This is a genomic window from Streptomyces blattellae, from assembly GCF_009709555.1.
GTDB lineage: Bacteria > Actinomycetota > Actinomycetes > Streptomycetales > Streptomycetaceae > Streptomyces > Streptomyces blattellae.
Window position 1 is genome coordinate 31,370 of sequence record NZ_WJBG01000166.1, and the last position, 22,512, is coordinate 53,881.

Annotated in this window: 18 protein-coding genes; 1 reads left to right on the plus strand and 17 read right to left on the minus strand. The window is 70.1% G+C overall.

Annotated elements, in window-relative coordinates; genetic code table 11:
- Positions 1-15 precede the first annotated feature (15 nt).
- The 3 genes from nadD to GFH49_RS21050 all read right to left on the minus strand — a co-directional run bounded on the left by nadD (position 16) and on the right by GFH49_RS21050 (position 1,145).
- Positions 16-642 carry a nicotinate-nucleotide adenylyltransferase gene (nadD, locus tag GFH49_RS21040; RefSeq protein WP_155057645.1) on the minus strand — a complete coding sequence of 209 codons (627 nt, stop codon included), beginning with the start codon at positions 640-642 and terminating at the stop codon, positions 16-18.
- A 46-nt stretch (positions 643-688) separates the two neighbouring features.
- On the minus strand, positions 689-856 hold the full coding sequence (locus GFH49_RS21045; RefSeq protein WP_155057646.1) for a hypothetical protein: 168 nt from the start codon (positions 854-856) through the stop codon (positions 689-691).
- Positions 857-983: 127 nt separating this feature from the next.
- Positions 984-1,145 (minus strand): hypothetical protein, encoded by a 162-nt coding sequence (locus GFH49_RS21050; protein WP_155057647.1) that lies wholly within the window; start codon positions 1,143-1,145, stop codon positions 984-986.
- Between the two features lie 111 nt (positions 1,146-1,256).
- Between GFH49_RS21050 and GFH49_RS21055 the strand changes: the two genes are divergently transcribed.
- Complete coding sequence (locus GFH49_RS21055; protein ID WP_408055930.1) at positions 1,257-2,390, plus strand: M48 family metallopeptidase; 1,134 nt, start codon at positions 1,257-1,259, stop codon at positions 2,388-2,390.
- A gap of 563 nt (positions 2,391-2,953) precedes the next feature.
- Here the strand turns inward: GFH49_RS21055 and GFH49_RS21060 are convergent.
- The 14 genes from GFH49_RS21060 to GFH49_RS21125 all read right to left on the minus strand — a co-directional run.
- Positions 2,954-4,024, minus strand: coding sequence for an SCO2583 family membrane protein (locus GFH49_RS21060; RefSeq protein ID WP_155057648.1), 1,071 nt, complete (start codon positions 4,022-4,024; stop codon positions 2,954-2,956).
- Between the two features lie 68 nt (positions 4,025-4,092).
- Entirely contained in the window at positions 4,093-4,668 is a 576-nt protein-coding gene (locus GFH49_RS21065; RefSeq protein WP_408055931.1) for an SCO2584 family spore wall biosynthesis protein, read from the minus strand.
- 217 nt (positions 4,669-4,885) lie between these two features.
- Positions 4,886-6,172: a glutamate-5-semialdehyde dehydrogenase gene (locus GFH49_RS21070; RefSeq protein WP_155057650.1), complete on the minus strand. Its 1,287-nt coding sequence runs from the start codon at positions 6,170-6,172 to the stop codon at positions 4,886-4,888.
- 64 nt (positions 6,173-6,236) lie between these two features.
- Positions 6,237-6,689, minus strand: coding sequence for a DUF8830 family protein (locus GFH49_RS21075; RefSeq protein ID WP_155057660.1), 453 nt, complete (start codon positions 6,687-6,689; stop codon positions 6,237-6,239).
- Positions 6,690-6,835: 146 nt separating this feature from the next.
- On the minus strand, positions 6,836-7,942 hold the full coding sequence (gene proB, locus GFH49_RS21080; protein ID WP_155057651.1) for a glutamate 5-kinase: 1,107 nt from the start codon (positions 7,940-7,942) through the stop codon (positions 6,836-6,838).
- A gap of 154 nt (positions 7,943-8,096) precedes the next feature.
- Complete coding sequence (locus GFH49_RS21085; RefSeq protein WP_155057652.1) at positions 8,097-9,305, minus strand: glycosyltransferase family 2 protein; 1,209 nt, start codon at positions 9,303-9,305, stop codon at positions 8,097-8,099.
- Positions 9,306-9,504: 199 nt separating this feature from the next.
- On the minus strand, positions 9,505-11,562 hold the full coding sequence (locus GFH49_RS21090; RefSeq protein WP_408055932.1) for a hypothetical protein: 2,058 nt from the start codon (positions 11,560-11,562) through the stop codon (positions 9,505-9,507).
- Between the two features lie 124 nt (positions 11,563-11,686).
- Entirely contained in the window at positions 11,687-13,186 is a 1,500-nt protein-coding gene (locus GFH49_RS21095) for a bifunctional cytidylyltransferase/SDR family oxidoreductase (RefSeq protein ID WP_155057653.1), read from the minus strand.
- A 214-nt stretch (positions 13,187-13,400) separates the two neighbouring features.
- The gene (locus tag GFH49_RS21100) at positions 13,401-14,597 is read right to left on the minus strand and encodes a hypothetical protein (protein WP_155057654.1); all 1,197 of its coding nucleotides are present in this window, start codon (positions 14,595-14,597) and stop codon (positions 13,401-13,403) included.
- Between the two features lie 150 nt (positions 14,598-14,747).
- Entirely contained in the window at positions 14,748-16,298 is a 1,551-nt protein-coding gene (locus GFH49_RS21105) for an alkaline phosphatase D family protein (RefSeq protein WP_155057655.1), read from the minus strand.
- A gap of 258 nt (positions 16,299-16,556) precedes the next feature.
- Positions 16,557-17,993 carry a GTPase ObgE gene (gene obgE, locus GFH49_RS21110; protein WP_155057656.1) on the minus strand — a complete coding sequence of 479 codons (1,437 nt, stop codon included), beginning with the start codon at positions 17,991-17,993 and terminating at the stop codon, positions 16,557-16,559.
- Between the two features lie 116 nt (positions 17,994-18,109).
- Positions 18,110-18,364 carry a 50S ribosomal protein L27 gene (gene rpmA, locus GFH49_RS21115; protein ID WP_004988181.1) on the minus strand — a complete coding sequence of 85 codons (255 nt, stop codon included), beginning with the start codon at positions 18,362-18,364 and terminating at the stop codon, positions 18,110-18,112.
- 14 nt (positions 18,365-18,378) lie between these two features.
- On the minus strand, positions 18,379-18,699 hold the full coding sequence (gene rplU, locus GFH49_RS21120) for a 50S ribosomal protein L21 (protein ID WP_004931419.1): 321 nt from the start codon (positions 18,697-18,699) through the stop codon (positions 18,379-18,381).
- 268 nt (positions 18,700-18,967) lie between these two features.
- Positions 18,968-22,512: Rne/Rng family ribonuclease (locus tag GFH49_RS21125; RefSeq protein ID WP_155057657.1), on the minus strand; the 3,545-nt coding region annotated here is incomplete at its 5' end.

Consider the following 22,512-nt stretch of genomic DNA (forward strand, 5'->3'; position numbering starts at 1 on the left):
GGTGCCCCTCTCGGCTCACTCGCCGCGATACAGCTCGCGCTTGTCGATGTAGCGCACGACTCCGTCCGGCACCATGTACCAGATGGGGTCCCCCTTGGCGACTCTCGCACGGCAATCGGTGGACGAGATGGCCAAAGCGGGAACCTCGACGAGCGAAACACCGCCTTCCGGAAGGCCGGCGTCGGTCAGATGGTGGCCGGGGCGGGTGACCCCGATGAAATGCGCGAGGGAGAACAGTTCCGCCGTGTCCCGCCAGGTGAGGAGCTGGGCGAGGGCGTCGGCGCCCGTGATGAAGAAGAGGTCCGTGTCGGGGTTGAGGGCGCGCAGGTCGCGCAGGGTGTCGACGGTGTACGTCGGCCCGCCGCGGTCGATGTCGATACGGCTCACCGAGAACTGCGGGTTCTCGGCGGTCGCGATGACCGTCATCAGATAGCGGTCCTCGGCCAGGGAGACCTTGCGGTGGCTCTTCTGCCACGGCTGGCCGGTGGGGACGAACACCACTTCGTCCAGGTGGAACTGCGCCGCGACCTCGCTGGCCGCCACCAGGTGACCGTGGTGGATCGGGTCAAACGTCCCGCCCATGACGCCGAGGCGACGCTTGCCCGGATTCGTCGGGCCGGTAGGCATGTCCTGCTCTCCCATGCGTGCAGACCCTACCGGCCCGTCCTGAGGACTCCGGCCGGCAGCTTCAGCGGTCGCGGTTGAAGCGGGTGGTGATCCACAGCAGAAGCATCAGGATGAAGAAGGCGGCGCCGCCCGTCAGATAGGGGCTGAGGCTCTCGTGGTTGCCGCCGTGCTCCTCGCCCTCGGCGGCGAGGGTGACCAACTGGGCTGCGGTGCTGTGGAAGCTCATCATCGGCAGGACCTATCCGGTGTGGGCGGGACAAAGACGTCGGCCCATGGTAAGCGGGCGGCCCGGCAGGCCTCACCCCGACTCCGCCGTTGGTACTCGGCGGGCGGGGCGGAGGAACTTCCCGGCCGCCTCAGTCGTCCTCTTGTTTGTACCCCCGCAGCAGGAACCACGCAGTCAGGACACAGCCCAGCACCATCACGATCAGTACGACCCGGAGCAGGTTCCCCGCCCCTTGCTGTTCTGCGGCGTTCGCGGCTCCGGCGAGCCAGGCGGACGCGGGGTTGTGCTCCATGACGGGACTCCTTCGCTGTACTGCCCGTCCACGGTATATCCGCCTAGGCTGGGCACTGCTTCGGGGACGCAAAGGGCCGCACAAGGGTCCGCAAAGGCCACACACACGCACATGGGGGAAGACATGTCCGACGGCCACGAGCACAACGGGCACGAGAACGTGCCCAGCAGGCAGCGCAGGCGCTTCCCTGGAATCTCCTCGCGTGCGTACGAGCACCCGGCCGACCGCTCCGCCCTGGTGGCGCTGCGCAAGCTGAGCGGTTTCGACACGGTCTTCAAGGCGCTCAGCGGTCTGCTGCCCGAGCGCAGCCTCAGGCTGCTGTTCCTGTCCGACTCGGTGCGCGTCTCGGACCAGCAGTTCGCGCACCTCAACGACATGCTGCGGGACGCCTGTTACATCCTTGACCTGGAGAAAGTCCCGCCGCTGTACGTCAACCAGGACCCGCAGCCGAACGCGATGTGCATCGGCATGGACGAGCCGATCATCGTCGTCACCACCGGCCTCGTCGAGCTGCTCGACGAGGAGGAGATGCGGGCGGTCATCGGGCACGAGGTGGGCCACGCGCTGTCCGGCCACTCCGTGTACCGGACCATCCTGCTGTTCCTGACCAACCTCGCGCTCAGGGTCGCCTGGATCCCGCTGGGCAACCTGGCGATCATGGCGATCGTGACCGCGCTGCGGGAGTGGTTCCGCAAATCGGAGCTGTCCGCGGACCGCGCGGGCCTGCTCGTCGGCCAGGATCTCCAGGCCTCGATGCGCGGCCTGATGAAGCTGGCCGGCGGCAACCACCTGCACGAGATGAACGTGGACGCGTTCCTGAAGCAGGCCGAGGAGTACGAGGCGGGCGGCGACCTGCGCGACTCCGTACTGAAGATCATGAACATGCTGCCGCGCTCCCACCCCTTCACCACCATACGGGCGGCCGAGCTGAAGAAGTGGTCCGAGTCCCGCGACTACCAGCGGATCATGGACGGCCACTACCCGCGGCGCGGCGAGGACAAGGACACCTCGGTCTCGGACTCGTTCCGGGAGTCGGCGTCGCACTACGCCACGCAGGTCAAGACCTCCAAGGACCCGCTGATGAAGCTGGTCAGCGATCTCGCCGGCGGCGCGGGGGACCTGGGCGGCCGGGTGCGCCGCGGCTTCAGCGGCTTCGCCGGCTCGGCGGGCGGCTCGGCCGAGTCCACGCCGAAGGACCAGCCGCCGCGCGACGACAGCACGGACCCGGACGGCGACAGCCGCTGACCCCACCGGGGCAGCCGGGTCGCGTCCCGCGAGGTGGTGCAAGCGATCATTCGCTTCAGCCTCCCGCACCCGGCTCCGCGGCGATCTCGCCGTCGACCCGGGAAGGCGAAGTGGCCCGGTGAGGCGCCGGGAGCGCTCCAGCCGGTCGCGGTGCCCGCCCGGCGTGACCTGCGCGTTCCGGTCCGTCGACCGGCTACACCACCCGCCGGGACACCATCGGCAGCCGCCCGGGCGGCGGGATCACACCAACGACAGCCAATCGAGCCACGGGATCACACCCATCGGCAGCCGTCCGGGCCGCGGGACCACACCAACGGCAGCTGCTCGGTCCGCGGGACCACACCAACGACAGCCAACCGAGCCGCGGGGCCACACCAACGACAGCCAACCGAGCCGCGGGATCACACCCATCGGCAGCCGTCCGGGCCGCGGGGCCACACCAACGACAGCCAACCGAACCGCGGGATCACACCCATCGGCAGCCGCTCGGGCCGCGGAGTCACCCAACGACAGCCAACCGAACCGCGGGATCACACCCAACGGCAGCCACCCAGGCCGCGGAGTCACACCTTCGGCTGCGCGCTCTGCGCCAGCGTTCCGCACAGCGCCGTCGCGCTGCCGGTGGCGTAGGGGTCCGTGCCGGCCGGGCCGCCGCCCTTGGCGGTCTCGCCGGCCAGCAGCGGGCGCAGCTGGTTGGTGGAGTCGTCGGAGCAGGAGACCGGCCCGGCCTGGACGTAGGAGGCGGTCAGCTGGGTCTGCTGGAGGCGCAGGTCGTCGCGGTCGAAGCGGAAGTGCAGCTCCCGGCGGACGGTGAACAGGGACGCCTCGGCCTTCTCGCCGGCGCCGGCGGGCCGTAGCGCGTACACGAAGGTGTGGTCCGAGGTGACCTCCAGCGTGGACGAGTCGGCCTCGGTCGCGTGCAGGCTGCCCTGGACACGGATCTCGTCGTCGGCCAGCTCGGCCTTGTTCGGGTCGAAGCGGACCAGCCATCCGGTCGGCGCATGCCTGCCGTCGGCGGTCGGCTGCCGGAAACTCTGGTCGAACTGGTCGAGTTGGTCCGGGGCGACCAGGACACGGACGGGGCGGACCTGTCCGCCGGTGAGCACCTCCGGGTAGAGGGAGGAGCGGACGAGGTAGTCCTTGGCGGTGTTCAGGGCCGTCACGACCTGGCTGTCCGAGAAGTGCTCGGTGCGCCGGGTGGCGGGCAGTGGTATGCCCTCGGCGCCGATGCGGTACTGCGCGGCGGGGCTGTGCGCGAACAGTTCTTCGGGGTCGGCCGCGCCGGGCACCTTGCCCTGCGGGGCGAGCGGGATGACCGTCATCCGCAGGGGCTCGGCAGACTGCCGGGACTGCGGGGTCTGATAAGGGTTTCGTACGCCCATGTAGACCGCGGTGCTGAAGGCGACCGCGATCAGCAGGACCAGTATCAGCGCCTGTCGGGACAGGCCATGGCGCACCGGCGGACGGCGTCGCACGGCGGGCGCGTGGTCGGCCATGCGCTCCTGCGCGGAGAACTCCTGGAGGCGGGCAGCCCGGACGAACGACTCGTCGAAGACGACGGATCGGTACTCGTCCTCGCCACCTCCGGGGCCGCCCTCGGGTGTCCCCTCGGGTGGGTCTGAAGGCCCTCCCATATCTTCAGGGTAGGTCTCTGGGAGGCAAGGTAAACGCTGTGGTACACGTCAAGTTGTGCGGGCAGGCGTCAGGGCGTGCGCGGGGTCGCGGGGACCGGCGGCTGGGAGTAGCTGGCGGAAGCGGAGGGTGCCGCCGCACTGCCCTGTTCGAGGCCGGTCGAGGCAGGTGTCGGGACCCGGTCCCGGTTGTTTGAGGACGCACCCCGGTAGACCGCGGTGAAGGCCAGCGCGACCATGCCGATGCCCATCAGGACGGCGAGCAGCCACGCGACCGGGCGGTGCCAGCGGACCTGCTTGCCGTAGCTTCCCGGGGCGCCGTAGCGGCCGTCGGGGGATTCCGGGTCGTCCAGGTCGTCGAACTCCGGATCATGGCCGAAACCGCCGCGACCGTCGGGGCCGAAGCCGTCGCCGTAGCGCTCGCTTCTGCGGTGGGCCCGGCGGGCCTCCGCCTCGGAGGCCTCGGCTCTGGCCTGGGCAGCGGCCAGGAGGCGTTCGACGGCGGTCGGCTCGTGCACCACGGCCGCCCGGATGAAGGCCTCGTCGAAGACCACGGAGGCGAACTCTTCGTCCGACACCCCGCGGTCGTGGTCGTCGTCGGGCTCCCAGCCGTCAGGGAACGGCGTGCCCCCCACGTCCTCCGGCACGCATCCAGAGTAGACCTGGGGGGTCAATTTGGGCAGACGGTATGGAAATTCATCCGCCCTGTGAGACACCTCTCGTGCTGCACGGGCGCGAGCCGGGGGCGCGTGCCACCCGCATATACCCAGGCCGCGCGCCCGAGCGCCGGTGGCGAGTCCGGTGGCGAGTGACGTACCAGCGGTGACGCACCCGCAGTGACGCACCCGCAGTGACGCACCGGCGTCAGCGCCGTACGTGCCCGTCGCCGGTGACGATGTACTTCGTGCTGGTCAGCTCCGGCAGCCCCATCGGGCCGCGGGCGTGCAGCTTCTGCGTGGAGATGCCGATCTCCGCGCCGAAGCCGAACTGGCCGCCGTCGGTGAAGCGCGTGGAGGCGTTCACCGCGACCGTGGTGGAGTCGACCAGCTGGGTGAAGCGGCGGGCGGCCTGCTGCGAGGTCGTCACGATCGCCTCGGTGTGGCCGGAGGTCCACAGCCGGATGTGCTCGACGGCCTTGTCGAGGGAGTCGACGACCGCCGCGGCGATGTCGTACGACAGGTACTCCGTCTCCCAGTCCTCCGGCGTTGCCTCGACGACCGTGGCCTTGGAGTCCTTCGCCCACGCCAGCACCCGCTCGTCGGCGTGCACGGTGACCCCGGCCTCCGCGAGGGCGTCCAGGGCGCGCGGCAGGAACTTCGGCGCGATGTCCTGGTGGACCAGGAGCGTCTCGGCGGCGTTGCAGACGCTGACGCGCTGCGCCTTGGAGTTGATCAGGATGTCGATGGCCATGTCGAGGTCGGCGTGCGCGTCGACGTAGACGTGGCAGTTGCCGGTGCCGGTCTCGATGACCGGGACGACGGATTCCTGGACGACCGTCTGGATCAGCGAGGCGCCGCCGCGCGGGATCAGTACGTCGACCAGTCCGCGCGCCCGCATCAGCTCGCGTACGCTCTCGCGGCTCTCGCCGGGCACGAGCTGGACGGCGTCGGCGGGCAGCCCGGCGCCGCCCACGGCGTCGCGCAGCACCCGCACCAGCGCGCTGTTCGACTCGTACGCGGAGGCGGAGCCCCGCAGCAGCACGGCGTTCCCGGACTTCAGGCAGAGCGCGGCGGCGTCCACGGTTACGTTCGGGCGGGCCTCGTAGATGATCCCGACGACGCCCAGCGGGACGCGGACCTGGCGCAGGTCGATGCCGTTCGGGAGGGTCGAGCCGCGGACGACCTCGCCGACCGGGTCCGGCAGGGCCACGACGTCCCGCACGTCGGAGGCGATCGCCCGCACCCGCTCGGGCGTCAGCGTCAGCCGGTCGATGACGGCTTCGCTGGTGCCGGCCTCGCGTGCCTTGGCGATGTCCTTGGCGTTGGCCTCGACGACGTCACTCGTACGGACCTCCAGCGCGTCCGCCATGGCGAGCAGCGCGTCGTCCTTCTCGGCCCGCGGCAGCGGCGCGAGGTCGGCTGCGGCGGCCTTGGCGCGGTAGGCGGCCCGGGTGACCGGGGACATCGAGTCGTACGGCGAAAGCGTGGTCATGAGGGAAGGGTAGTGCGCTTCACCAGGCACGCCGGGGCTTATCCCAACCCCCGAGACACCCGGCCTAAAACGGGTGGACACCGACCGGTGACGCCGGCGGCGGTCCGTACCCCTCCGCGATCCGCAGGTGGTAGGTCTCGCGGTCGATGACCTCCAGGCCGACGATCTCCCAGGGCGGCAGCCCCGCGGACTGGCGGTGCTCGCCCCACAGGCGCAGGGCGACGGCGGCGGCGTCGTGCAGGTCGCGGGCCTCTTCCCAGTAGCGGATCTCGGCGTGGTCGACCGCATAGCGGCTGGTCAGCAGAAAGGGATGGTCGTGGGCGAGCTGCTCCAGGCAGCGCCGTACCTCCTTCAGCGGGGTCTCGGCGCCGGAGACGCTCAAGGTGACATGCCACAGGCGGGGCGCGTCCTCGGGCTCCTCGTACCGGTCGCCGGCCGCGACGCTGGTCAGGGCGCGCTCCTCGCCGCCCGCGCGGGAGGCGGCACCATCGCGGGACGCCGCCGCCCCAGGGCGCACTCGTCTCACGACGGCCTCCTTACGCTGCTCGTGCGGAATGGGTCCCCAAGGGACCGGTCTCGAAGGGACTCGATGGGATCGGCCTCTAAGACAAAGTTGAGCAGGCCGCAAGCCGCCGCGGGGCTGTTTTGCGGAACGGTCACCTTTTACGGGTGCAGGAGCACCAGGTCGTCCCGGTGTACGACTTCACGTTCGTACGCCGGGCCCAGTTCGCGGGCGAGTTCCCGGGTGGAGCGGCCGAGCAGCTGGGGGATCTCCTTGGCGTCGAAGCTGACGAGCCCGCGGGCCACCGCGCGCCCCTCGGTGTCGCGCAGTTCGACGGGGTCGCCCGCGCTGAACTCGCCCTCGACGGCGGCGATGCCGGCCGGCAGCAGCGACGTGCGGCGCTCGACGACCGCTCGCACGGCGCCGTCGTCCAGGGTCAGCGAACCCTGTGGGGTGGACGCGTGCTGGAGCCAGAGCAGCCGGTCGGCGGACCGCTTGCCGGTGGGGTGGAAGCAGGTGCCGGTGTCGCCGCCGGACAGCGCCTCGGCGGCGTGGACGGCGCTGGTGAGCACGACGGGGATGCCTGCGGCGGCGGCGATCCGGGCGGCCTCGACCTTGGTGACCATGCCTCCGGTGCCGACGCCGGCCTTGCCCGCGCTGCCGATCTCGACTCCCGCGAGGTCCGACGGACCGCTCACTTCCGCGATCCGCGAGGTCCCCGGCCTGCTGGGGTCGCCGTCGTACACGCCGTCGATGTCGGAGAGCAGCACCAGCAGATCCGCCCGTACGAGGTGGGCGACCAGGGCGGCGAGGCGGTCGTTGTCGCCGAAGCGGATCTCGTCCGTGGCGACGGTGTCGTTCTCGTTGACGACCGGGAGGGCGCCCATCGCGAGGAGCTTGTCGAGGGTGCGCTGCGCGTTGCGGTGGTGGGCGCGGCGGCTCATGTCGTCGCTGGTCAGCAGTACCTGGCCGACGCGGACGCCGTAGCGGGCGAAGGAGGCGGTGTAGCGGGCGACGAGCAGGCCCTGGCCGACGCTGGCGGCGGCCTGCTGCCGGGCCAGGTCCTTGGGGCGGCGACGCAGGCCCAGGGGTGCGAGTCCGGCCGCGATGGCACCGGAGGAGACCAGGACGATCTCCTTCTCTCCTCCGCTGCGGCTCTTGGCGAGCACGTCGACGAGCGCGTCGACCCGGTCGGCGTCCAGGCCGCCGGACGCGGTGGTCAGCGACGAGGACCCCACCTTGACGACGATCCTGCGGGCCTCACTCACGGCCTGCCTAACGGTTGCCACCTGCCCTGTCCCCCGTTTCCTTGCGCGTAGCAGCAATCTACGCGAAGAGGGACGGACGCAGCCCGTCTGTCCAGTACGTGACCACCTCGGCAGGCGTCATCGCGGAGTGCGGCGACGGAGACCCGGTCCGGCGTCAGGCCGCCGTCCGCACCCCCGGTGCGGGCAGCACCCGGCGGATCCGGCGGATCACCTTCCTCGCGAAGGAGTCGGCGCCGCCCTCGCGGTAGCCGGGGAAGACGCGGGCTTCGCGGGGCTCGGCGAGGTAGACGGAGTCGGGTATGCCGGCCGCGGGGTCGCGGAAGAGGGGGTAGGCGAGGTAGACGCGGCGGCCCTTCTTCTCCAGCAGGGCGGCGGCCTCCTTCTTCGTCCGGAGGAACTCCAGGACTTCGACGAGGAGTTCGGACCGCTGCCCGGCCACCAGGTGCAGCCGCAGCCGCTGCTCGACCTTGAGGCGGCGGGCCACCTCTTCGTTCCAGTGGGCCTCCATCATCGGCTTGGCCAGCTCCATCTTGTGCTGCCGCACCTTCTCGCTGTCCTTGAGGTACTTGGGGCCGAACTGCGGCAGCAGCGTGACCAGGAAGGGCCGGACCATGAGCGTGTCACGGCGCGGTCCCGCCGGGACCAGGTCGGCGATCAGCCGCATCAGGGCGCGGGCCGAGTCGAAGCGCAGGGTGTAACCGCCGGTCTTCGTCACGTGTTTGCCGTCCTCGCGGCCGACCAGGTAGTAGCAGACGTAGTCCGCGAGCACCGAGACGCCGTCGGCCCGCAGATACGCCTCCATCGTGAACAGCGCGTCCTCGCCGGTCCACAGGGACTCGTCGAACCGCATGCCGTGCCGGTCCAGCAGCGCGCGGCGGAACAGCTTCTGGGCGCTGAGCGTGAACTTGATATTGGAGGAGTAGACGTCGGTGCGCTCCAGCGTCCTGCCCCACATCGACCCGGGCGGCTTGCGGTTGATGCCCTCGACCTTGCCGAGGACGACGTCCGTGCCGTTGCGGTCGGCCATCGCGACCATCCGCTCCAGGGCCTCGGCGCCCAGCCGGTCGTCGGCGTCGAGGAAGAAGACGTACCGCCCGGATGCCTTGCCGAGGCCGACGTTGCGCGGGCCGCTGGGGCCGCCCGAGTTGTCCTGCCGGATCACGGTCACGTGCACGGGCGCGCGGGCCGCGAACTCCTCCAGATACTCCCCCGTGCCGTCCGTCGAACCGTCGTCGACCGCGATGACCTCGATGCGCTCCGGGTCGATGGTCTGCGCCTCGACGGATGCCAGGCACTCGATCAGATAAGGCATCGCTTCGTACGCCCCGATGATCACGCTGACATCAGGCTGGGCCACGGTCACGTTTTCCCCCTCGTCAACGGGACATTTCCCCCGTATCGCCTTATTCGCAACCTTGAAGATGAGCGAACAAGTGAAGCGGTTGCCTCAAGACCATGAATTAGTGACCTACTTCATACGAATTCCAGCCGACGTCCGTTCATCGGGCACGGAGAAGGCCCCCGAGGAATCGCTCCTCGGGGGCCTTCGGCGGCGGAAGCCGTCAGCCTGTCAGCTCCGCCTCCGTCGCCGCGATCCGCGACTCCTGGCCGAGGTTGCGGGTCTGGGCCTTCACCGCCAGGTTCGCCACGGCGGTGTTGAACTGGTCGATGGACTTCGGCTCGTCCGGGCCGAGCAGATACCGCTTCAGCTCCCTCCGCTCCGCGGCCAGCGGGTCGGCGGCCGGGTCGCGGACGGCGGCCAGCAGCTTGTCCAGCTCGGCGGCGCTGTTGGTGAGGATGACCGCGGCGCGCACGGCGGTGTTCTGCCGCTTGAACTCCTCCTCGCCCAGTTCGGCGGAGTCGGTGACCGCGTACGGCTTGCCGCTGGCGATGAAGTCCGAGACCACGCTGGAGATGTCGGAGACCATCGCGTCGGAGACGTTGAAGCAGTCGTACAGGCGCGGCTCGGCGCCCGCGATGACGCGGTGCTCGTGGGCGGGGAAGGAGCGCCAGTAGGCGTCGTTCCACTCGGCGCGCAGCCGGGCGATCTCCTCGTGCTTCGCCACGTCGGCCACGCCGTCACGGGTGGCTTCGGCCTCGTCGCGCTTCTCGCCGCCCGTGCCGGACAGCTCCGCGATACGGGCTTCGATGCGGGCCAGCTCGGCCTTGGCGGCGGTCTGCCCGGCCGCGTCCGCAGGGACCCGGGCGTCAGCGGCGGCCTTCTCGACCAGCGCGGTGATGCGCTGGTGGGCGGCCTTGGCCTCGGCGCTGCGGGTGCCGGTGAAGGGGTGCGGCTTGTACAGGACGCGGACCGGCGGGTCGGCGGCGATCAGCGTGCGGACGATGTTCTCGCCGGCGAGCAGGAGGGAGGTGTTGCCGGGGTTGTCGTCCCAGCCTTCCCAGGTGGGGGCGTACAGGACCGTGGGACAGCGCCCATCGGCGGCTGTGCCGCGAGGGCCGTCCGGGACGCCCTGCAAGGTCTGGATCGGCGCCAGCTGCGGACGGCCGACCTCCACGATGTCCTCGTCGCGGACCCCGACGTCGGCGATGGCGTAACGGTCGCGGCCCGCGCGCCCGGCGGTCCACACCTCGTCGTACACCTTGCTGAACGGGTTGACGCTGGCCAGCTTGTCGCTGTCGCCGTGGCCGATGAAGACGTGCTTCATGGTCGGGACGCGCAGCATGTGGATGTTCTTGCCGACGTTCGCCGCGTACAGCGTGACGTGCACCGTGGAGAGGTCCATGTTCATCAGGTGCACCCCTCCGGGCACGCAGATGACGGGGACCGTGGTGGGCGCCATCCGGTCCAGCACGGCCCGCTCGCGCAGGATGATCAGCGGCTTGGAGTCCAGCTGCTCCATGGTCTCCAGCCACATGTTGACCTGGTACGCGGAGTCCTTGGAACCGGAGAAGTACAGCGCCGTGTCCGGCCGGTACTCGCCCAGCCAGTCGTCGACGGCGGCCAGCACCTTCTCCGCGTTCGGCGGGATCTTCGAGCCGCGGACGTACGGAACCAGCGCGAGGACGTACAGGCAGCCCAGGAACAGCGTCACGCCCAGGCCGATGAAGCCGGCCACGGGCGACTCCGTGGCCGCGGAGACGAGCACGCCGGCGACGGCCACGAGGTCGAGGTGGAGCATCTTCTCGGCGGAGCGGTGCATCAGTGTGCGCGGCGGGGCGTCCGGGATGCGGATACGGGAGGCCAGGTCGACATTGCGGGTGGCGACCGGCATCCGGCGGCGGTTGCGGATGAGGGTGACCAGCGCGCCGTGCGGGGCCTGGAGGCCGTAGAAGGTGATGAAGCCGGCGACCGCACCGTAGAAGATCAGGTCGTCCGCGAGGTCGAGCCGGGCCAGCAGCAGGACCAGCAGGAGCTGCCGGATCAGGAAGCGGATCGACAGACCCGCGCGCACCTTGCTCAGGCGGTTGACGAGATAGCTGCCCTTGCGGTGCAGATAGTGGTCCGCCAGATACGTCACAACGGCCGCGGCCGCGAAGGCGGGAACGCTCGGGACGAGCGCGGCCAGCATGAGCGCCGGGTAACCCAGCATCATGATGGCCGCCGCGGCCAGCTCGGCCGCGCTGCCCACCCGGGCGACGCGAATAGCGGTGGAAATCACGGAGAAACCTGCTCCTGGAGGGGGAATGCCGGTTTTGTTATGTACGGCTTCAGGCCTCTGTGAACACCCCGTAAATGGGTCTCCACAAAGGCCTGAATTCCGGAAATCTATGAGGCGCCGATTATTACACGCTGTCCTGTCGGTCCAGCACCGAGGCCAGCGCCGCCTCGAAGCCGGAGGCCTTCGCCACGCCCGCCGTCGGGTCCTGCTGGCGGACGTCGATGACATGGCCGGTCAGCTCGGACAGCAGCACGTCGAGCGAGGTACGGGCGACGGCCTCGGAGGAGAGCAGGGAGCCCGCGGGCTCCTGGCCGAAGGCCTTGGTGCGCATCGGGGTGGCGGTGCGCTCGGGGTTGATGCAGTTGACGCGGATGCCGTCGCCGGCCCACTCGTCGGAGAGGGCCTGGGTGAGGTTCACCATGGCGGCCTTGGTGGAGGAGTAGAGGCTGTACTCGGCGCGGCCGCGGGTGTAGCTGCTGGAGGTGTAGAGCAGCAGCTGGCCCTTGGTCTCGGCCAGGTACTTGTACGAGGAGCGCGCGATCTGCACCGGGGCCAGGTAGTTGACCTTCAGCGCTTCCTCGATGGTGGCGTTGTCGGTCTCGGCGAGCTTGCCGATGCGCAGCACGCCCGCCGTGTTGACGACGTAGTCGATGCGCCCGGTCTCGGCGTACGCCTTGGACAGCGCGTCGTCGACCTCCTCCGGGTTCTCCACGTGGGTGCCGGTGGTGGAGCGGCCCAGCGCGTAGACGCGGGCGCCGAAGGACTGGGCGAGTTCGCAGATGTCCTTGCCGATGCCGTACGAGCCGCCGAAGACGACGACCGTCTTGCCGCTGAGCAGTTCACGGTAGGCCTCCTCGCCGAACTGCTCGGGGGTGGCGGTGGAGGCCAGCTGGAACAGCTTGTCGGCGATGAACACGTCGACGGGCTGGGTGACCTTCATGTTGTACTCGTCGCCCGCGACGACGTGGATCGGCACGTCCGGCAGATAGCGCAGGACGACCGTGCAGTCGTCGGTGGCCTGGAAGTTGGGGTCGCCTGCCGCGACCTCGTAGGCCCGCCTGATCGTGGACAGCTTGAACGCCTGGGGCGTCTGGCCGCGGCGCAGCCGGGAGCGGTCCGGGATCTCGGTGATGAACTCGCCGTCCTCGCCGTGTGTGCGGGTCACGATGATGGTGTCCGCGGACGGGATGGCGACGTCGACGGCCTGGTAGCGCTCCAGCGCGGTCACGCAGTCGTCGATCACCCGCTGCGACAGCAGGGGGCGCACGGCGTCGTGGAAGAGGACGTTACGGTCCTCGCCCTCGGCCAGGCCCTCGCCGAGCGCCTCGATGGCACGCTCGGTGGTCTCGTTCCGGGTCGCGCCGCCCTCGATGATCCTGGAGACCTTCCGGAATCCGGCCTTTGCGACGATCTTCTCAATGTCCGGCACATAGCCCGGCGCCATCAGGACGATGATGTCGTCGATCGAGTCGGCCTTCTCAATGGTGGTCAGAGTGTGTTCGATGACTGCCTTGCCGGCGATTTTCAGCAGTTGCTTGGGGATCGAGAGTCCCACCCGCTGACCGGTGCCACCGGCCAGGATCACTGCGGTGGTACGGGGCGGCTTGGCAATGTGCTGTGACACAGGTGACCTACCTTGAGGCGACTGGGAACTTGGAAATGGTCCCACTTGTGGTTACCGCAGTGCAAGGTGAGCGACCTCCACTGCATATGTGCGCGCAACCTGTCATTCACCTTGCGCGCCTGGTCATCGGTGAGTCCGTTCCATGAACCTCCTTGCAATTGCTGTGAGTAACTCCACAGGGGATCGGCATTGCGGAGCGTGACACCCGGGCGGCTCAGCGCCTCCCCAGCCGCTTCAGGCAACGATGCCCGAGCACCTTCAGCAGCTCCCTGGAAGACGTCTGGTGAACGGTGCGCGCCTTGGCGGGGGCGCTGTGCTTGACGGGCGCCGCGGCGGCCGCGGCCAGCGCGCCGTACAGGGCGTGAGCTGCCACCTCGGGCGCGATCCGCGGCTGCGCCTCGGTCCCCGTCACCGGCTTCGGAACGACGGACAGCAGCCCCGGATCCCCCAGCACCCGGACGCCCATGGCGCCGATCCGCCCGGCCATCTCGGCGCCGATCTCGGCGGCGGCCTCGACGGCCCACTGCGGGGTGCTGATCTTCACGTCATCGGGGCCGGGGGTGCACGTATTCTTCATGTGCATCACGGCGCCATATCGGACGAGCTTCGAATAGAGCTCATCCGGGAGGTCATTGCCGCGGAATTCCACATTAAGATTCCGCAGCATTTCGGTCTCGGCGAGGGTGAGTGACCGGTTCGCGGTGTCCGGAACGGGCTGCAGAAGATTCGCGGGCAGTCCGAGCAGCGTCTCGAAGGTGCGCATCAGCCCGCCTTTGTCCCGGTCGTCGACCACGACGACGGTGACCCGCTCGGGCCCGGCCACCCGGACCCAGCGCTCGACGAGCCGGTCATGCCGGTGCCGGCGCCAGAAGCTGGGATTGGGCTTCTCGTACGGGGCCTTGCGGAGCATGTGCGTGAGCCAGTCCTCGTAGCCCATGCGCAGGCCGTTCTGCACGTACTGCTGCCACTGCGAGGGCATGATCTTCGCCAGCGGGCGCAGCGTGACCATCACATGCACCCGGTCGCCGCCGAGTTCCTCGACGACCCGGGCGATGGTCTCGTCGTCCGGGGCGTCGGCGAAGAACTCGCTGCTGATCACCGAGGTGCGCCTGCCGCTCGCGGTGACCTGCTCGACCAGCCGTTCCCAGTGCCGCTCGGTGGGCTTGGCGTTGCCCAGCATCCCGGGGCGGGCGCAGACGGCCAGGACGGCCTCCATGGGGTGCCTGGTAGGGGCCGGGAAGACGACGCCGTGCTCCGGCATCGCATCCTTCGCCGCGAACAGGGCGCCCTGGATCGAGGTCGTGCCCGTTTTGTGCGGGCCGATGTGCAGCAGCCGGGTCCCGGCGGGCAGCGGGGCTATGGCCGCGGCTGCGTTGTCCGGGAGTTCATCTCTCGTACAGTCCGTCTCCATAGTCAGAGGAGGGTAAGAGAAGTGTCTGAGACTTGGCTGAGAGAACCTGGGAACCGTTACTGAGGCGATTCCCAGGTTCTGCCGTCTTGCCGTCTTGCCGTCTTGCCGTCTGCCGTCTGCCGTCTGCCGTCTGCCGTCTGCCGTCTGCCGTCAAACGAGGTGTACGCCCGGCTTGTCGGACTCCACCCGCAGCTTGGCCAGCGTGCTCGCCGCCGCCGTCGGCTGCAGCACGGTGTCCACGACCCGCACCTGCGCGTCGATCCCGTCGCGGCGGAGGTCGAAGAGGTGGTAGCCGCGGTGGGCGTCGAGCAGCTTCCAGTGCGGGTTGTCCGGCATCCGCGGGTCCCACTCCTTGCGGAAGGCCGCCTGGTCCTGGTCGCCGTTGCTGGAGATGGACGTGCCCACGAACTCGGCGCCGACCACGTCGGAGCCCGGGTCCGCGTAGTCCTTCTTCAGGTCGCTGATCATCGTCAGATGGCGGTCACCGGAGAGCACGACCGGGTTGCGGACCTCGGCGAACTCCGCCATCAGCGCGTTGCGTTCGGCCTGGTAGCCGTCCCAGGCGTCGTAGAACCACTGCTTGCCCTCGCCGATCAGCAGGTCCGTCTCGGCGACCATTATCTGCGAGGCGACCAGGTTCCAGCGGGCGGGCGAGTCGTGCAGCCCGTCCAGCAGCCACTCCTTCTGCCTCCCGCCGAGCATGGTGAGCGACGGGTTCTTGGCGGCTTCCTGGCCGGTCACCTGGTCGCTGCGGTACTGCCGGGTGTCCAGCACATTGAGCCGGGCGAGACGGCCGAACTCCAGGCGGCGGTACATCTGGATGTGCGGTCCGCTGGGGATCGCGCTCGCCCGGACCGGCATGTGCTCGTAGTACGCCTGGTAGCCCGCCGTCAGCCGGGCCACGAACGCGTCGTGGCTCTGCTTGCCCGGGTCCTGCGCGATCTCGCCGGCGAAGTCGTTGTCGATCTCGTGGTCGTCGAAGGTGACCACGAAAGGCGCGTTCGCGTGCATCGCCGCGAGATCGGGGTCTGCGTGGTACTGCGCATACCGGTTGCGGTACTGGGTGAGGGTGTACGGCTCACCGGTCCCCTCGTGCCTGCGCACCGCCGTCGCCGAGGGCGTCGACTCGTAGATGTAGTCACCGACGAACACCACGACGTCGGGATCCTGCGCGAGCATGTCGGCGTACGGCGTGAAGTAGCCGTGCTGCCAGTTCTGGCAGGAGGCGAGCGCGACGCGCAGCCGGCCGCCGGAGCTGTGGCGGGAGGGCGCGGTGCGGGTGCGGCCGACGGGAGAGAGCTGGCCGCTGGTGCGGAAGCGGTACCAGTACGCGCGTCCCGGGCGCAGCCCTCGTACATCGACGTGAACGCTGTGCCCGTACTCGGGCCGGGCATGGGCGAGTCCCCGGCGCACTCCTCTGCGGAACCGCTCGTCCTCGGCGATCTCCCACTCCACCTGCACGGTGCGCTCGGGCATGCCGCCGCCGTTCAGCGGGTCGGGGGCGAGCCGGGTCCACAGCACGATGCCGTCGGGCAGTGGGTCGCCGGAGGCGACACCGAGGCTGAACACACCGTCGGGAAGTGGGGTTTCGGCAGCTCGGGCGGCCGACGGCAGCCACAGCTGGGCGGAAGCGGCGGCGCCCAGGACGGCGGCGCCCGCGGTCAGAAAGCGGCGACGGTCAGGGGATACTGCTCCGGTCATGCGCGAACTTCCTTGCCTCGCTGGCCTCTTGGACACTGCGAAGCTCACGCTTCCGGGCAGTCCACCCGCTGAACGGAGGTGTTCACGTGCATGACAAATAGAGAGACAAGAGAAGACCCGTTGCGACACGGATTCAGAACGACCAACGCGATCGTGTCGTAACGGGCCTTGTACGCCGTCAGGCGCCGACGCCGGTCGGCCTATGGGGCTCCTGGACCTGGAACGGATCGAACTGGATCCAGAACGGATCGAACTGATCTAGAACGGATCGAAGTCGTCGAACTCCTGCTCCGCCTCGTCCCGCTCCGCCTGCCGGTCCCGCCGCCGCTGCGCCGCGGGCCTCGGCGCCTCGAAGCGATGGTCCTCGCCCCGTCGGCCCAGCATCTCCGCACCGGCCATCACCGACGGCTCCCAGTCGAAGACGACCGCGTTGTCCTCGGGCCCGATGGCGACGCCGTCCCCGCTGCGGGCGCCCGCCTTCATCAACTCGTCCTCCACACCGAGGCGGCCGAGCCGGTCGGCGAGATAGCCCACGGCCTCGTCGTTGTTGAAGTCGGTCTGCCGCACCCAGCGCTCGGGCTTCTCGCCCCGGACCCGGAACAGCCCGTCGTCCTCACGCGTCACGGTGAAGCCCGCGTCGTCCACGGCCTTCGGCCGGATGACGATCCGCGTCGCCTCCTCCTTCGGCTTGGCGGCCCGCGCCTGCGCCACCAACCCGGCGAGCGCGAACGACAGTTCCTTCAGCCCGATGTGCGCCACCGCGGACACCTCGAAGACCCGGTAACCGCGAGCCTGAAGATCCGGCCGCACCATCTCGGCGAGGTCCCTGCCGTCCGGTACGTCGACCTTGTTCAGGACGACGATCCGCGGCCGGTTGTCCAGCCCGCCGTACTCCCGCAGCTCCGCCTCGATGACGTCGAGGTCGGACACCGGGTCCCGCTCGGACTCCAGGGTCGCCGTGTCCAGCACATGCACCAGCACACTGCACCGCTCGACATGGCGCAGGAACTCCAGGCCGAGTCCCTTGCCCTGGCTGGCGCCGGGAATCAGCCCCGGCACGTCGGCGATGGTGTAGACGGTCGCCCCCGCGGTGACGACACCCAGGTTCGGCACCAGGGTCGTGAACGGATAGTCGGCGATCTTCGGCTTCGCGGCGCTCAGCACCGAGATCAGCGAGGACTTGCCGGCACTGGGATACCCGACCAGCGCCACGTCGGCAACGGTCTTCAACTCCAGGACGATGTCCCGCAGATCCCCCGGCTCACCGAGCAGCGCGAAGCCGGGCGCCTTGCGGCGGGCGGAGGCGAGAGCGGCGTTGCCGAGTCCACCCCGGCCGCCCTGCGCGGCGACGTACGACGTGCCGTGCCCGACCAGGTCGGCCAGCACATTGCCCGCCTTGTCGAGGACGACGGTGCCGTCCGGAACCGGAAGGACCAGGTCCTGCCCGTCCTTCCCCGACCGGTTGCCGCCCTCACCGGGCTTGCCATTGGTGGCCTTGCGGTGCGGGGAGTGGTGGTAGTCGAGCAGCGTGGTGACGGACTGGTCGACGGTGAGGATGACATCGCCACCGCGCCCGCCGTTACCGCCGTCGGGCCCGCCGAGCGGCTTGAACTTCTCACGGTGGACGGAGGCACAGCCGTGGCCTCCGTTACCCGCGGCGACGTGCAGTTCGACGCGGTCCACGAAGGTGGTCATGGTGTGGTGCCTCCAGAAACGTCACAGATTGCCGAGATGTGTAACACGCGAAAGGCGGACCCACCTCCCCGACCGGGAAGTGAGGTCCGCCTCGCGAAAGCTTCCGATCAGCCGATTCAGGCGACCGGAACGATGTTCACGACCTTGCGGCCACGGCTGGTGCCGAACTCCACCGCACCGGCCTGCAGCGCGAACAGCGTGTCGTCGCCGCCACGGCCGACGCCCGCACCGGGGTGGAAGTGGGTGCCCCGCTGACGGACCAGGATCTCGCCCGCGCTCACGACCTGACCGCCGAAGCGCTTCACGCCGAGGCGCTGAGCGTTGGAGTCACGACCGTTACGGGTGGACGATGCGCCCTTCTTGTGTGCCATCTCTCCTCAGTCCCTTACTTCGCAGCCGCGGGGATCTCAGTGACCTTGATCGCCGTGTACTGCTGGCGGTGGCCCTGACGACGACGGTAACCGGTCTTGTTCTTGTAGCGCAGAATGTCGATCTTCTGGCCCTTGTGGTGGTCCACGACCTCGGCCTGGACCTTGATGCCGGCCAGCACCCAGGGGTCACTGGTCACGGCGTCGCCGTCGACAACGAGCAGGGTCGAGAGCTCGACCGTGTCGCCAACCTTGGCGGTGGAAATCTTGTCAACCTCAACGATGTCGCCGACAGCAACCTTGTGCTGGCGACCACCGCTGCGCACGATGGCGTACACGCGGATCTCACTCTCTCGCTCGGGAACGGCACCCCCGCAGTCCAGCCGCCCGGCAGAGCGAGCAGCCTCTCCCGGCCGGACAGGCCCGAGAGGAAGAGGTTTACGGGGATGTGGCACGTCATCTGTGGACACGCCGACGGTCAAGGTTACGGGGCCACGGCCGAACGGGTCAAACCGGGACCGCTGGTGTGCGGCCGCTGGTGTGCGGCCGCTGGTGTGCGGTCGACGTGATCGGCCGATGTGATCGGCCGCACACCAGCGGTCGGTCCTAGCTCTCGCGGGCGCTCTCGTCGGCGCTTTCGTCGGCGCTCTCGTCGGTGGCGGAGGCCGTGACGGACGGCAGCGTCTGCTGCGCCGCCGCGGTCTTCTTCGACGCCGACTTCGCGGCCTTCTTGGTGGCGGTGGTCTTGACCGCCTTCTTGGCCGTCGCCTTCTTGGCGGCGGTCTTGGCAGCCGTCTTCTTGGTGGCGGCCTTCTTCGCCGTGGCCTTCTTGGCCGTCTTACGGGCCGTCTTCTTGGCCGGAGCGGCTTCCGCTTCCTCGGCAGCCTCCACCTCAGCAGGGGCGGAGGGAGCCTCCGCGACAGCCTGCGCGGCAGCCTCCGCAGGTGCCTCCCCGGCCGACGGCACGACCACGACGGCCGTGTCCTCGGACGTGGTCGGCGCGGTGGCCTTCCGCACCGCACGGCGCCGCGGACGGGCCGGAGCAGCGCTCTCCTCGGCGGCCGGCGCCTCGACCGGGGCCTCGGCCCGCGGTTGTTCGGCGACAGCCGTGGGCGCGGTGTCCGCCACCGTCACCACGGCAGCCTCGGCGCCCGCGGGCGAACCGGCCGGCGCGGACACCTTGCGGGTCGCGCGACGACGCGTACGGCCCTTGGGCGCGGCCTCTTCGGCAGCCGGGGCCGCCGGAACGACCGGGTCCTCGACCGCGACCGGCTCGGCCTGCGCCTCGGCGGCCGGCTCCGGCTGCACCGGACGCTCGATCGCGTCCGGCACCGACGCGCCCCCGCCCCTCGGCGTGCCCGCCGGAGCCGACGCCCGACGGCTTGCCCGGCGCCGCGAACGGCCTCGCCCGGCCGCGGCCTCCGCCTCGGCGACGCTGCTGTACAGCTCCTCGTCCGGCGTGAAGTCCGGTGCGGTCAGCGCGACCGGCGCGGCGACCTCGGCGGCCACCTCCGCCTCGCTCTCCGCCTCCTGCTCGACGGTCTCGACGGCCTCGACGGCCTCGGCGCTCGCGACGACGGCCACAGCCTCGTGCTCGTGCACCTGCCCGTCACCGCCACGCCCGCGCTTCCTGCGCTTGCCGCCGCCTCCGGTGGAGGTCGGCTGCTCCATGTGCACGATGACACCGCGCCCGTTGCAGTGGACGCAGGTCTCCGAGAAGGACTCCAGCAGCCCCTGCCCGACCCGCTTACGGGTCATCTGGACCAGGCCCAGCGAGGTCACCTCGGCCACCTGGTGCTTGGTCCGGTCCCGGCCGAGGCACTCCAGCAGTCTCCGCAGCACCAGATCCCTGTTGCTCTCCAGCACCATGTCGATGAAGTCGATGACGACGATGCCGCCGAGGTCCCGCAGCCGCAGCTGGCGCACGATCTCCTCGGCCGCCTCCAGGTTGTTCCTGGTCACGGTCTCTTCGAGGTTGCCGCCCTGGCCGGTGAACTTGCCGGTGTTGACGTCGACCACGACCATGGCCTCGGTCTTGTCGATCACCAGCGAACCGCCGCTGGGCAGCCAGACCTTGCGGTCGAGGGCCTTCATCAGCTGCTCGTCGATCCGGTACGTGGCGAACACGTCGACCTCGGAGGTCCACTTCTGCAGCCGCTCGGCGAGATCGGGCGCGACATGGGAGACGTACCCGTGGACGGTCTGCCACGCCTCGTCACCGCTGACGATGACCTTGGAGAAGTCCTCATTGAAGATGTCGCGGACGACCCGGACGGTCATGTCCGGCTCGCCGTACAGCAGCGACGGTGCACTTGAGCTGCCGCCGTTCTTGGCCTTCTTCTGGATGTCCTCCCACTGCGCCTGCAGCCGCTCGACGTCCCGGCGCAGCTCGTCCTCGCTCGCGCCCTCGGCGGCGGTGCGCACGATGACGCCCGCGTCCTCGGGGACGATCTTCTTGAGGATGGTCTTCAGCCGCGCCCGCTCGGTGTCGGGCAGCTTGCGGCTGATGCCGGTCATCGAGCCCTCGGGGACGTACACGAGGTAGCGGCCCGGCAGGGAGACCTGGCTGGTGAGCCGGGCGCCCTTGTGACCGATCGGGTCCTTGGTGACCTGCACGAGGACCGACTGGCCCGACTTCAGGGCGGACTCGATACGCCGCGGCCCGTTGGCCATGCCCAGCGCCTCGAAGTTGACCTCACCGGCGTAGAGCACGGCGTTGCGGCCCTTGCCGATGTCGATGAAGGCGGCCTCCATCGAGGGCAGGACGTTCTGCACCTTGCCCAGATAGACATTGCCGACGTACGAGGTCGCCTGCTCCTTGTTGACGTAGTGCTCGACGAGCACGCCGTCCTCCAGGACGCCGATCTGCGTACGCTCGCCGCTCTGCCGTACGACCATGACGCGCTCGACGGCCTCGCGGCGGGCCAGGAACTCGGCCTCGGTGATGATCGGGACGCGACGGCGCCCCTGCTCGCGGCCTTCGCGACGACGCTGCTTCTTGGCCTCCAGACGCGTGGAGCCCTTGATGGACTGCACCTCGTCGGACGGCTCGGCCTTCGGGCGGGGCTCGCGGACCTTGACGACGGTGCGCTCGGGGTCGTCGTCGGACGGCTCGCCGGCGTCACCGCCGTCACCGGCCCGACGGCGACGACGGCGCCGGCGACGGCTGCTGCTGGAGCCGCCGGTCCCGCCGCCGTGCTCCTCACGGCCCTCGGCCTCTTCCTCGTCTTCCTCGCCCTGCTCGGCGGTGTCCTCGGCGTCCTGCGCGGCGGCGACCTCCTCGGACTCCTCCGACTCGTCCTCGCCGCCCGGCTCCGCGGACTCCCCACGGCGACGGCGACGGCCGCCGCGGCGACGGCGGCGGCGCGAGCCGGTCTCCTCGGCCTCGTCACCGTCGACGGCGTCCTCCGCCTGCTCCTCGGCCTCTTCCGCCGCGTCCTCCACGGCGGTCTCGGCGGCGGTCTCGGCGGCGGTCTGCGTCTCGGCCTCCTCGTCGAAGGCCGCACCCCGGCGCCGGCGCCGACGCCGCGCCCCGGCCTGCTCCGCCTGCTCCTCCGGGAACTCCTCGGGCTCGACGACCTCGGCCTCCGCAGCCGCCTCGGCCGCGGCCCGCTCGGGCGTCTGGAACTTCGGCTCGGTGAAAACGGGCGCCTGGAACACGGGCGCGACCGGGCGCCTCGGCCGACGCGACGTCTCCTCCTCGCCCTCGGCGGCCTCCGCAGCGGCGGGCTGCGCGGGCTCGGCGAACCCGACGGCAGCCGAACGCACGGCACGGCGACGCGAACGCCGGGTCGCGGCGCCTTCGGAAACCCCGGCGACGGCCTTCTCTTCGGTGCGCGGCTCGTCCTCCGCGACCTTCTCCGCCTCAGCGGCCTCGGCCACGGGCACTTCAGCGGCGCGGGCCTCACCCGCGGGTGCCTCGGCAGCGGTCTCGGCGGCGGTCACTCGCCGGGTGGCCCGGCGACGCGTACGACGCGGGGCCGCCTCCTCGACGGCTTCAGCGACCTCGGCAGCCGCGGCCGGCTCCGCCTCACTGGTCTCACCGGCTTCAACCGGGGCAGGCGCCGCAGTCTCCGCCGAGTCCACAGCCGCAGGCACACCGGCAGGCGCAGACACCCGTCGAGTGGCACGCCGACGCGCACGAGGCGGAG

Bases quoted from the DNA above. Each gene is read 5' to 3' on its own strand.
- nadD (WP_155057645.1), bottom strand. From the start codon at position 642: ATGGGAGAGCAGGACATGCCTACCGGCCCGACGAATCCGGGCAAGCGT.
- GFH49_RS21045 (WP_155057646.1), bottom strand. From the start codon at position 856: ATGATGAGCTTCCACAGCACCGCAGCCCAGTTGGTCACCCTCGCCGCC.
- GFH49_RS21050 (WP_155057647.1), bottom strand. From the start codon at position 1,145: ATGGAGCACAACCCCGCGTCCGCCTGGCTCGCCGGAGCCGCGAACGCC.
- GFH49_RS21055 (WP_408055930.1), top strand. From the start codon at position 1,257: ATGGGGGAAGACATGTCCGACGGCCACGAGCACAACGGGCACGAGAAC.
- GFH49_RS21060 (WP_155057648.1), bottom strand. From the start codon at position 4,024: ATGGGAGGGCCTTCAGACCCACCCGAGGGGACACCCGAGGGCGGCCCC.
- GFH49_RS21070 (WP_155057650.1), bottom strand. From the start codon at position 6,172: ATGACCACGCTTTCGCCGTACGACTCGATGTCCCCGGTCACCCGGGCC.
- GFH49_RS21100 (WP_155057654.1), bottom strand. From the start codon at position 14,597: ATGGAGACGGACTGTACGAGAGATGAACTCCCGGACAACGCAGCCGCG.
- GFH49_RS21105 (WP_155057655.1), bottom strand. From the start codon at position 16,298: ATGACCGGAGCAGTATCCCCTGACCGTCGCCGCTTTCTGACCGCGGGC.
- obgE (WP_155057656.1), bottom strand. From the start codon at position 17,993: ATGACCACCTTCGTGGACCGCGTCGAACTGCACGTCGCCGCGGGTAAC.
- rpmA (WP_004988181.1), bottom strand. From the start codon at position 18,364: ATGGCACACAAGAAGGGCGCATCGTCCACCCGTAACGGTCGTGACTCC.